This is a genomic window from Mesorhizobium sp. B1-1-5 (genome assembly GCF_006443065.1).
GTDB lineage: Bacteria > Pseudomonadota > Alphaproteobacteria > Rhizobiales > Rhizobiaceae > Mesorhizobium.
The window spans coordinates 62329-73080 of record NZ_VFWS01000011.1 but is presented as its reverse complement, the minus strand read 5'-3'; the positions used below and the strand labels follow the sequence as shown (position 1 = coordinate 73080).

General features: G+C 62.9%; 7 protein-coding genes. 3 read left to right on the top strand and 4 right to left on the bottom strand.

Features of this window, described 5'->3' with window-relative positions:
- Positions 1 to 80 precede the first annotated feature (80 nt).
- The 3 genes from tssM to tagH form a co-directional block, all read right to left on the bottom strand.
- Positions 81 to 3608: a type VI secretion system membrane subunit TssM gene (tssM, locus tag FJ980_RS06755; RefSeq protein WP_181181126.1), complete on the bottom strand. Its 3528-nt coding sequence runs from the start codon at positions 3606 to 3608 to the stop codon at positions 81 to 83.
- Positions 3608 to 4903, bottom strand: a complete 1296-nt coding sequence (gene tssL, locus FJ980_RS06750) for a type VI secretion system protein TssL, long form (RefSeq protein WP_348640648.1) — start codon at positions 4901 to 4903, stop codon at positions 3608 to 3610. The genes tssM and tssL overlap by 1 nt, the downstream gene beginning before the upstream one ends.
- 536 nt (positions 4904 to 5439) lie before the next feature.
- Positions 5440 to 6519, bottom strand: a complete 1080-nt coding sequence (tagH, locus tag FJ980_RS06745) for a type VI secretion system-associated FHA domain protein TagH (RefSeq protein ID WP_140542147.1) — start codon at positions 6517 to 6519, stop codon at positions 5440 to 5442.
- A 305-nt stretch (positions 6520 to 6824) separates the two neighbouring features.
- On the opposite strand from tagH, the gene tssI reads away from it, so the two are divergent.
- The 3 genes from tssI to FJ980_RS06730 are packed head-to-tail and all read left to right on the top strand — an operon-like array spanning position 6825 to position 9927.
- The gene (gene tssI / locus FJ980_RS06740; protein WP_140542146.1) at positions 6825 to 9149 is read left to right on the top strand and encodes a type VI secretion system tip protein VgrG; all 2325 of its coding nucleotides are present in this window, start codon (positions 6825 to 6827) and stop codon (positions 9147 to 9149) included.
- Positions 9150 to 9160: 11 nt separating this feature from the next.
- Positions 9161 to 9586 (top strand): DUF6484 domain-containing protein, encoded by a 426-nt coding sequence (locus tag FJ980_RS06735; protein ID WP_140542145.1) that lies wholly within the window; start codon positions 9161 to 9163, stop codon positions 9584 to 9586.
- Positions 9583 to 9927 (top strand): hypothetical protein, encoded by a 345-nt coding sequence (locus FJ980_RS06730; protein ID WP_140542144.1) that lies wholly within the window; start codon positions 9583 to 9585, stop codon positions 9925 to 9927. Before FJ980_RS06735 ends, FJ980_RS06730 begins: the two co-directional genes overlap by 4 nt.
- A gap of 1 nt (position 9928) precedes the next feature.
- Here the strand turns inward: FJ980_RS06730 and FJ980_RS06725 are convergent, their stop codons facing one another.
- Positions 9929 to 10744 carry a hypothetical protein gene (locus FJ980_RS06725; RefSeq protein ID WP_140542143.1) on the bottom strand — a complete coding sequence of 272 codons (816 nt, stop codon included), beginning with the start codon at positions 10742 to 10744 and terminating at the stop codon, positions 9929 to 9931.
- Between the last annotated feature and the right edge of the window lie 8 nt (positions 10745 to 10752).

Genomic DNA, 10752 nt, shown 5'->3' with positions numbered 1-10752 from the left:
AGCCATGGGCCGTGTGCCCAGGCCACTCTGCCACAAGCGTGTACGTTAGAGTATCGAAATGAAGGCTGGCGCGGGCCATGTCAGAACGACTTCGGACAGCTGAACCCGGACAAGGCCGGCAGCAGCAACGGATTGGCGCCCGAGCCGGCCTGGATGGTGTAGGCGACATCGCGTCCGCCGATCACGAAGCGCGCTTCGGTGTTGGCGCCGTCGCCGGTGATGGTCGCCTTGTCGAAAAGCCGCTTCAATGCCCATGGTCCTTCGAATTTGAGCGCGGACGCGCGGCCGGGCATTTCCGGCACGAGGCTGAGACTCGCCGATCCGGAAGCGGCGCCGCTTGGCCATGTCACGATGCTCGGCGCGTTGCCGGCCTGGGCGCTCTGGACCGTCTGCCCGTCGACGTCGAGCAAAGCACTGTCGACTTCGCTGTTTAATGAGGTGGGCGTTATGGTGATCGACACCGAGGGCACCGAGCCGCCGGAAGGGAAGAACGCGCTGCGGATTTCCGCGGCCGACTGGAACGCCTTCAACGTCGATTTCGCCAGGTCCTTGCTGGAACGGGCGTCCTGCTTCCAGGTCCATTCCTGGCCGGTCATGTCGATCAGCGGCGCGAGGTTCTGCGCGAAGAACCGGTCCATCAGGCCGCCCGGCGCGAACAGCTTGTTGAAATCCGCCATTGAGATCTCGTCGCTGCCGTCGCGTGTGAAGGGATAGCGGCCGTTGACTGCCTCCTCGCAGACGCGCGTCACCGTCTGGTCGAGGCTCTGGTTGAGGTTGGCGACGGAGGCCTCGGCGACATTGCCTTCGAGCTCGTCCGCCGCCGCGTTGACCATGCGCGCCAGCGGCTTGGGCAGACGCGAGACATTGGCTCTTAGCGTCGAGATCTGCAGTTGCAAATTGGCGTTGACGCGTTCGGTCTGTGTGGGGACATCGGCCGCGAGTTTCAGGCTCTGGAAGATGTCGTGGAAGTTCTGCGTCAGCGCATCGAGCGGCCGGCGTCCGGCAGCTCCGCCGACCAGCGCCTGGAACGAACGGAACTGCGCCTCGACACTCGCGCCGGCGTTCTGCGCAAGGGCCGAGCTCGCGCCGGCGCGGCTCTGCGACTTGCCGCCGGCGATCTGCAGGCCGATGCGGGCGAGGCCCTTGGCCATGCCGGAGGGGTCCTGCTGCGCCGTGCCGATATCGCCCTCGGCGCCGCTGTCCTTCGTCAGTGCGGTTTCATCGGCGATCGCGGTGAAGAGCTGGTCGAGGGGCGAGTCCGGCGCGGCGAGGGCGGAGAGCGCCAGATATTGCGGCTTGTCCTTCAGCATCGCCTTGAGCTTCAGCTGGTCGAGCACGCCGTTCCAGGCGGCGGCGAATTCCTTGCCGTAGCGATCGATGAGTTCGGGACCGAGCTTGGGCAGGTCCTGGTCGATGCCGCCCTGTTCCCCGCCGCCGCCGAGCACCCATTGGTCGTCGACGAGCATCTGCGCGATGCGCGCCAGCTGCGGCAGGAAGAAGCGATTGAAGCCGGCACGCGTGTAAAGGCCGGGGACGTGAAGATCGGCGAGCTGGCTGCCGTCCGTGCGCTCGAACAGCAGCTGCGCTTCCGGACCGGCTTTCGCGGCGATGGAGAAATCCTGCAGCCGTGCCGCGTAGACCGCCGACTTGATCTGCGCCGAGGCGCGGTTGGCGAGGCTCATGCGTCCGAGCGAGCGCTGCGCGGCCTCGACCAGCGGCTGGTTGAGCGCGAAGGTTGGATCGTAGGCATCGTCAAGCGCAAGCATGGCGCGCAGATGCTTTTCGAGCTGCGCGCGACCCTCGCGGTTGTTCTCGCCGGGGTAGCGGTTCTCCTCCCAATCCTGCTTCATCCAGGAGACGATCAGCTCGTCGTCGACCTTCGGCGCCTTGCCGCCCAGCATCAGGTAAATCTTGAGCGGCTCGTAAAGTGTGATCGGATCGGCCATCTTGGCCTGGATCGTCCGCTCGGCCTGAACCAGCAGCCGCGAGCGGAAGGTTCGCTCCAGCGCTTGCCGATAGGCCGTCTTGGAGGCCGACAGCAGCCGCTCGCGCTGGCTAAGCCCGAACGTCTCCTCGACAGGCTTTCCCTGCTCGCCGTTCTCGAAGCCGGCCGGCAGGCTGCGCAGCTGGTCGAGCGGACCGATGACGTTCTCGAGGTCGACGTCGGTCACCGTCGTGCTCTTGAGCAGGCTATCGGCGCTGTCGCGATAATGCGCCATGGCTTGGCGTGTGGAAGCGATCAGCGCCTTGTTGGCGAAGAAGCTAAGACCAAGCATGCCGAGCGCCGCCACTGCCGCCAGCGCGATCGCGGCCAGGCCGCCGAACCTGGCGAGCGTGATGCGGCGTTCGGCCGCCCGATCGAACGACACCCAGCCCGATTCCGGAAAGATCACATTGGCCAGCAGATCGTGCAGGAAGAAGCTCTTGCCGGCGCCGGAAAGATGCGCCTGCGCGGCACTACCGAAACTGCGCCCGATCGCGCCCAGCACCTGGTCGAAGGGTGTGCCTTCCTGGGTGCCCGACGAGAAATAGAGGCCGCGCAGGCTGACATTGACCTGGCTGCGCGAGGTATCGAACAGGCTGCCGACAAACTGCGTTATCCGGTTCTTCAGCGTGCCGAACTGGGCGGGGAAGCCGAACAGCGCGATCCGCGCCACCGGGTCGGGCTCTTCTTGCAGGCGGTCGGCGACTTCTTCGGCGAGCCGCTTCGCCAGTTCGTCGAAGGCTGCGGGCGCCTCGCCGGCCATGTTTTTGGTGCGGTCGGCGGTCTGGAATGTCGCGCCCCACACCTTGCGCCTGCGCGCTTCGTCGAAATCGCCGAAATAATCCATGAAACCGGCGATGAGATCGGCCTTGGTGAACAGCAGATAGACCGGGAACTGGACCTTCAGCGTCTCGTGCAATTCGCGCAGGCGGCTCCTGATCTCGCTGACATGCGCGTCGAGCTGCCGGTCGTCGAAGCCGATCAGGTCGGCAAGGCTGATGGCGAGGATCACGCCGTTGATCGGTTGCCTGGTGCGGTGCTTCTTGAGCAGTCCTAGAAAGGCGAGCCAGCTTGCCTTGTCGCGCTCGCGGTCCGATTCCTGCGTCGTATAGCGGCCGGCCGTGTCGATCAGCACCGCCTCGTCGGTGAACCACCAGTCGCAGGATCGCGTACCGCCGACGCCAGCCAGCGGCTGCGCGCCACCCGAGCCGGCCAGCGGGAACTTCAGCCCGGAATTGACCAGCGCCGTCGTCTTGCCGGCGCCTGGCGGGCCGATGATGATGTACCAGGGAATGTCATAGAGGAAATTGCGCTTGCCGCTCGTCCGCTTCAGCGTCGCGATCGCTTCGCTCATGCGCGTTTCGAGCACCTGTGAATCGTCGCTTCGCACATCGCTGCGCACGATGGCCGTTTCGAGCGCTTTCTGCGCCTTGCGCCGCTGCCAGAAGCGGACCCCGTAGAACAGCGCGAGCACCACGATGGTGACGCCGATGATCGTGGCCCTGAGCCACACAGGCCCGAGCGGACGTGTCTCGGCGAAGCGGATCAGCGGCCCGGCATACCAGACCGCCGCCGAGAAACCGGCAAGCGCGGCCAAGCTGAAGATCCGCAGCATCCAGCGCATCAGTCGCCGTTCTCCGCCGCCGCGCTCGTCTGCAAGATCTCCTGTTTCGGGATCATCACGTCGACGCGGCGGTTCTTGGCGCGGCCGTCCGCCGTGCCATTGTCGGCGATCGGTTCATCCTCGCCCTTGCCGTCGGCGCTGAGCCGCGACGGGTCCTTCAATTGCTTGGCCATCATCGCCTGGACGGCCTTCGCCCGGGCAACGGAAAGATCGAAATTCGATTTGAACGTGCTCGATTTCTTCGGCTTCACATTGTCAGTGTGGCCGATGATATTTATGGGCCCCGGTTCGGCATCCAGCGTGGTGGCGATGTCGGCCGCGATCGGCTGGAACTGCGGCTTCAGCTCCGCCTGGCCGGGTGCAAACAAAAGCTGGTTGTTGATCTCGACGACGATGAACTCGCCCTTCTCGCCGACGCTCAGTCCGCCGCCGGCGATCTCCTTGGCAAGTGCGGCGCGGATGCGGTCGATCTGGGTGGTGTCCGGAACCGCGGGCGGCGGCGGGCTGGCTAGCACCGGCTCAGTGGGCGCCGCCACGCTGGCGCGCTCGATGGTGACGGGCGTCGACGGGTTGAGCGCCAGCAATTCGCCGGCGGTCGCGTCGCCTTCATCGGTGATCAGCACCCGCAGTCCGAAGAAGGCCGCTGTCACCAGCGTCGCCGCGGCGGCCGCGACCGCCCAGAGCGGCAGCCGCGCCCTCGGCTTCGGCAACGCAGCCGCCATGCCTTGCCAGCGTGGCGAGATGTCATCATCGGCGCGCGGCTTGAAATAGCGCAGCGTGTCGTAGACGTCGCGCCGGACGCGTTCGAGCATGTTTCGTTCGCCTGTCAATCCCCGATACTGGCCTTCGAAGCCCAGCGACAGGCAGGCATGCATCAGTTCGAGCAGGTCGTAATGTGCTTCCGGCCTCGCCAGAATCTTGTTCAACGCTTCGTAGAAGCCCGTGCCCGCCGGTTGGGTGTGGAAGAACCGCGCCGCCAGGCTGTGCTGGAGCCAGCTGTCCTTGCCCGGCCAAGGTAGATTGCCGACGAGGTCGTCGGCGGTTTCGCAAAGGGCGAATTTGGCGATGCGTGCGTCTTCCTCGGCTACGCCGGCTTTGGCGATCGCGTGGTCGAAGGTCTCGATCGCGTCGGCGATACGCTCCGCCAAGGGCGCGGCTTGCCGTTCGACCGGCATCAGCCGCAATTGGCCGAAGAGCATCAGCAGCGCCGCCGCCGCGGCAAGGATCGGATTTGTCGCGGCGTATTGCACGCCCTCGGCGGCGGCGAGCAGGGCATCCTGAGGCAGCTCCGGCATCGCGTTGACCTCTGCTCCCGGGGTTGGGCCCTGAAACAGCACGGTTTCGGATGACCAGCCGGTTGGCATCTGTCGGCCGCCGCCGGGGTCGAACACTGTCGCTTCGCGAGCAGGCGTTGGAGCAGGACGTGCGCCTTCCGGACCGGATCTCTCGGGAGCCGCAAGCGGCTTTTGCTTCGGCCGCGGCGCGCGGATGACGGTCTTGTCCGCCGGCCTGGAAGGATCGTCCTTGGAGCTCATCGGCGACGACCTATCGTCGCGGCGCAACAGGCACACCTTTGCCCGGGGAAACGCGTTTCAGGCTGAACCTCAGCGGCGGGCCGCACGGAAAGGCTCATCTCGCCGAAACATGACATTGCTGCACACGCCCCAAGCCACGCCGCTTTGCCCGCCGGGCAAGCGTCCCTGGGCATTCTAGTCGCCCGGATACCCAATTGAAACGGCCCGCCGATTGAAATCGCAGAGCAAGATGCTCGAAGGGGCGGCATCTTCTATGAGACCCGTCACATACGGTTGGCGGAGTCTGTGCCGTGCGGCTATTTCTGCTTGTCGGCCTTGGCGTAGGCTTCGGCGAAATAGGCGAGGAAGACATCCAGCATGCCGTTCTCGTGCTTGTCTTCCATCGTCCGCCAGGTCGCGACAAGCGCATCCCAGGCCTGGCTCTTCCTGGACGAGAAGGACGCCGGCGGGATCTTCCTGGCGATCGCTTCCGGCGACAGATCGTCAAGCAGCCTGGACAGCGCGGCCTGCATGGCGGCATAGGTCGCGATCTCATGCGCCTTCAGGTCGCGGAACGCATCCTCGACACTGCGCATGGCATCGAGATAGCCGGCCCTGCGCTTGGCGAACATGATCTCCAAGATGTCGTCGGTGCCCGGCACGAATTTCAGCGGGTTGTTGTCCTCGGAGCCGATCATCGTGCGGTGCGAGCTCTTGGCGAGAACTTTTGCCGCCGCGCGCGCCTTGAGCAGCAGAGATAGCTGCTCGACCGTGGTCCTCAGCACCGCGCCGATCTCGGCCGCGAGATCGTGCGGGTCGCGCGCCTGCAGCAATTCAGGCGCGATGCCCGCTGCCCTGGCGATCTCCCGCAGCATCGCGTCCGCTTGCGCCGGCCGATTGGCAGGGGCCGCGGGGCCGGGCTGCAAGGTCGAGGAAGTCGAGACGGCCGCCGCCCCGGTCGAGCGCTGTTCCGCCGGACTGAAGAACGGCTCATGGCCGGGAACCGGCGGGCCGCCGGGCGAGGGCGGCAGCTCGCGCTGCGTCGATCCCGTCCTGGTCTGCGGATGTCCGGTCGGGGCCCGTTCGTCTTCGATTGAAACGCCGACGGCATAGCGGCCGATCAGCAGCCGGTCGCCCTGGGCCAGCCTATGCGGCCCGCTCATGCGCTGGCTGGACCCGTTGACGAAAGTGCCGTTGCGCGAGAGATCGTAGAGCCAGAACGAGCCCGCCTGGTAGCGGACCTCGCAGTGCCGGCCCGAAATGAACTTGTCCGGGTCGGACAGCGTCCAGTCGCAATTCTCGCGGCCAATCTCGAAGCTGCGGTCGCGGGCGGCGTAGCTGGCGGCGGTGCCGGCCGGCAGCCTGTCGACATTGCTGATCTGGAGCGAGATGAACATCCGGAAGCGTCGCCCAACTTGGTCAATAAATGCTTATTTTCCGCGCAACCCGGGCAGAAACGCCAACGCAGCTTTCCTGGAATTGCTTTGGTATTCTAGCAGCTTGCGAGCGCGGCGGGAGAGGAGCGTTTCACACCGGCGCATGGGCAGTTTAGCCACGGCTGTTATTTGGCGGCCGCCAAACATGTGCTAGGCTGAGAGTGGTCCGGTGCGGTGGGCGTGAAAAGTTCCCGAACGTGATGCGATTAACATAGTGGGGGCTTCAATCCATCATACTGGCGGCCGCGTCCAGGAGGGGCACGACCATGCCGAACGAACGCGCCACGGTTGTGCAGACGCCGGCTGGCGCCGACCTGACCTTCACCCATCTCATCGGCCGCGATGAGATCAGCCGCTGTTTTGCCTATTCGGTCGGCTTCGTCTCGAAGAACCGCGACGTCGACCCGTTGAAGATGCTGGGCGGTGTCGTTTCGGTCGAGGGCGAATCCGATCCGAAGCGCTGGTTCAGCGGCCTTGTGTCGGATTTCAAGCTTACCCGCATCGAGGACCGGCTGGCCTTCTACGAGGCGACCGTCCGGCCATGGCCCTGGTTCCTCGGCAACACCACCGACTGCCGTATCTTCCAGAACATGACGGCGGTGGAGATCGTCGAGAAGATATTCTCGAAATACGGCATCGCCAAATTCGAGAAGCGGCTGCAGGGGTCCTATCCCCAGCGCGAATATTGCGTCCAGTACGACGAGAGCGACCTCGATTTCGTGCAGCGGCTGCTCGAGCACGAGGGCATCTTCTATTTCTTTGAGCATGACGAGGGCAAGCATACGCTCATCCTCTGCGACGCGATGAGCAAGCTGAAGCCGGCGCCCGGTTACGAGAAGGTGCTTTACAATTTCGAGGGCCAGGCCTCGCGGCGCGATGTCGAATACATCACCGAATGGATCCCTGGCAGCGCGGTGCGCCCGGGCGCCTATGCGCATACGGATTATGATTTCGAGAAGCCCGGCGCCGATCTGATGGCGAAATCTGCCCAGCCTTTCGCCCATAAGGAAGCCTCGGGCGAGAACTATCGCCAGCCCGGCGCGCATCTCGATGTCGGGCGCGGCGACAAGATCGCCGGGATCCGCCGCGAGGAACTTCAGACCGTGCACCAGCACAGCACCGCGGTTGGCACCGTGCGCGGCCTTTTTTCCGGCTGCAAGTTCACACTTGAAAGCTTTCCGCGCGACGACCAGAACCAGGACTATCTGGTGGTCAGCGCCGAATACCGGCTGTTCGACCCGGGCTACCGCACCCAGAACGAGGCCCATAGCGAGAATTTCAAGGTGGTGCTCGGAGTTGCGCCGACCAAACTCCCCTACCGGCCGGCGCGCATCACGCCGCGGCCGATCATGCGCGGCCCGCAGACGGCGACCGTCGTCGGTCCTTCGGGCGAGGAGATCTTCACCGACAAATATGCGCGGGTGAAAGTGCAGTTCCACTGGGACCGGCTCGGCAAGAAGGACCAGAACTCATCCTGCTTCGTGCGCGTCTCGCAGACGTGGGCCGGCAGCAACTGGGGCTTTATCCAGATCCCGCGCATCGGCCAGGAGGTCATCGTCGATTTCATCGAGGGCGATCCGGACCTGCCGATCATCACCGGCCGCGTCTACAACGCTTCGCAGATGCCTCCCTATGGGCTGCCGGGCAACGCCACGCAATCGGGCTGGAAGTCGAATTCCTCGAAAGGCGGCGGCGGCTATAACGAGCTGATGTTCGAGGACAAGGCCGGCTCCGAGCTGGTCAATTTCCAGGCGCAGAAGGACCACCACCTGCTGATCAAGCACGACCGCAACAAGACGGTCCAGCACGACCAGTCCGACCGCATCGACCACGACGCCAAGCACTCCGTCGGCCACAACCTCGATGAAGACGTCGGCAACAACAAGACCGTCAAGATCGGCGTCGACCAAACGACGAATATCGGCAGCAACGACACCGAGACGGTGGGCAAGAATCGCTCGCTGACGGTGATGGCAAACGAGACAATCCATGTCATCGCCAATTCCACAGAAAACATCGACGCCAACCATTCCCAGACGGTGGGGCTTAACCAGACGGTCACGGTGGGTATCGCGCGCGTCGACAGTGTTGGAGCAGCGGAACAACGCACTGTTGGCGGACTCCAGAGCAACACGATCGGCGCGACACGGTCAGTTAGCGTCGGCTTAAGCCAAAGTCACAGTATCGGCACTAGCGATGGTTGGGACATTGGTTCCGACCAGAACGTCCAGATAGGAGGCGGGCAAAACAACAAGATCGCCAACGATCAGAAATCGGATATCGGCGCTTCGAGATCGGTCAAGATCGGCAAGGACGACGCGACCGAAGTGGGTGGCAACAGGGCGCTCAAGATTGCAAAGAACAGCTCCGTCGAGGTGGGTGAAGGCGGTGCCATTAATATCGGAAAAAAGTTGATCATCGAGGCAGGTGATTCCATCATGATCAAGAGCGGGTCGGCATCGATCGAACTGAAGAAGGACGGTACGATATCAATCACTGGTAAGGACATCTTCGTGAAGGGATCAGGCGAGATCAACGTGAAGGCCTCAAGCGACATCATCATGAAGGGTTCCGAGATCAAACAGAATTGAGGCGCGTCGAAATGGCCAAGACAAAGAACCGAATTGAAGGCGTGGTGATCGGCGCGTTCCTCGGATTCGACGGCAGCGCGCCATTGGTTGTATTTGCGGGCAACACACGCGCTACCGCCGTCCGCGCCAAAAGCCTATGTGAGCTGAGCTCGGACATGATTGGCACGGACGTGGCGCTTCTTTTTGAAGGTGGTGATCCGGGCAAGCCGCTGATTATGGGTCGCATCGTTGAGCCAGCACGCAAGGTGCCATCTCCACAGATATTGAGGGACGGTGAAACGGTCAGGATCGTGGGCGAGGAACGCATCGAATTGCGCTGCGGCAAGTCAACAATCATCCTGGAGAAGGATGGCCGCATAACCATCCGTGGCACCTATGTGACAAGCCATGCGCGGGTTTCCAACCGCATCCGCGGTGGATCGGTTAACCTGAACTGATGGCCGCGCCTCCTCTCCTTGAAATCGTGCGTCAGCACGCCGAGATGGCGGCGTTTCTATGGACTGTCTACAATCAGCACCTGCTGCATCCGGGTAAGAACCCCGATATGGACGAGGAGCGACTGGGTCGAGTGGTCGCGCAGCTGGAGGCGCACCTCGACGGGCTGTGCGTGGCCGGAGACGTTGGCCGCACAATTGCACAGAAGCTCTATGACGAATTTCCCGAGGAGGGTGAACTGTTCGTCTTGCGCATGATTTCGGTGTCAGACGCTCCGCGTATTTCCGAGTTGGACGTCGGCAAGGTCAGAAAGTACATCGCGGCGAATTTGCCGTCCACGTAATCTAAAGCGATTGCTTCGAAGTTGCGTCCGTCAATTCGACTTTGGCGACCTTGTCGAATTCGGGGAAGCCGTCCACAAGCAAGGACTCGACAATTGAGTCATCGAGCAGCCAAGTGGGGAGCTTGCGGCTGTAGGCCCGCACATTGTCATGCTGTTCCATGCGTAGGCCCGCAATCTGGCCCTCATCGAGTGCCTTGCGCTCTCGCCGCCACCACTCGCGGACGAGCACGTCCCTATGCCCGGAACTGACATATGCCGACGGGTCTATGTAGGGTTCCTCGAAGAAAAATTGCCAAAGCATCTTATCGAAGTCACTCTTGCGAGCTTCGTTCTCCAACCAGACCTCGCTTGTCTGCCTGCAGCGTAGCGAAAGCTGAAGACTGGGCTCAAGGACATGGGCAGCATACGATAAGGAGAGTTGCTCCATGAGGTCTTCGTCAATGTGCCTGGCTCTTTCTCGCTTTCCTTGGGCAAACCGCGTGAATGTATTGATCCAAAGGCGCATTGCCAACTGAGCTTTTGTATCCTGCATGAAAGGAGTTAGGCAGTAGGCCCAATCATACACGCGGTCCACGTCTTCGCCGTTCTCCGCAAGTTCCACCAGCATCGCCTGAAAGGCCCTGGCGATGTCAGAATCGGGATTTTGCAGCGGAATGGATACTCTTATTCTTGAATACTTTTCTGTAGCGGCGTGCAGGCCTTCAAGCGAATTGATGGGTCGTCGAATGACGTCGTCGAACTCAAAAACGCGATCGGACGCGATCCAGGCCCACTGACGGGCAAAGTTTAGCAGATGGTCCTTACGATAATGTCGCATCCCGCTCA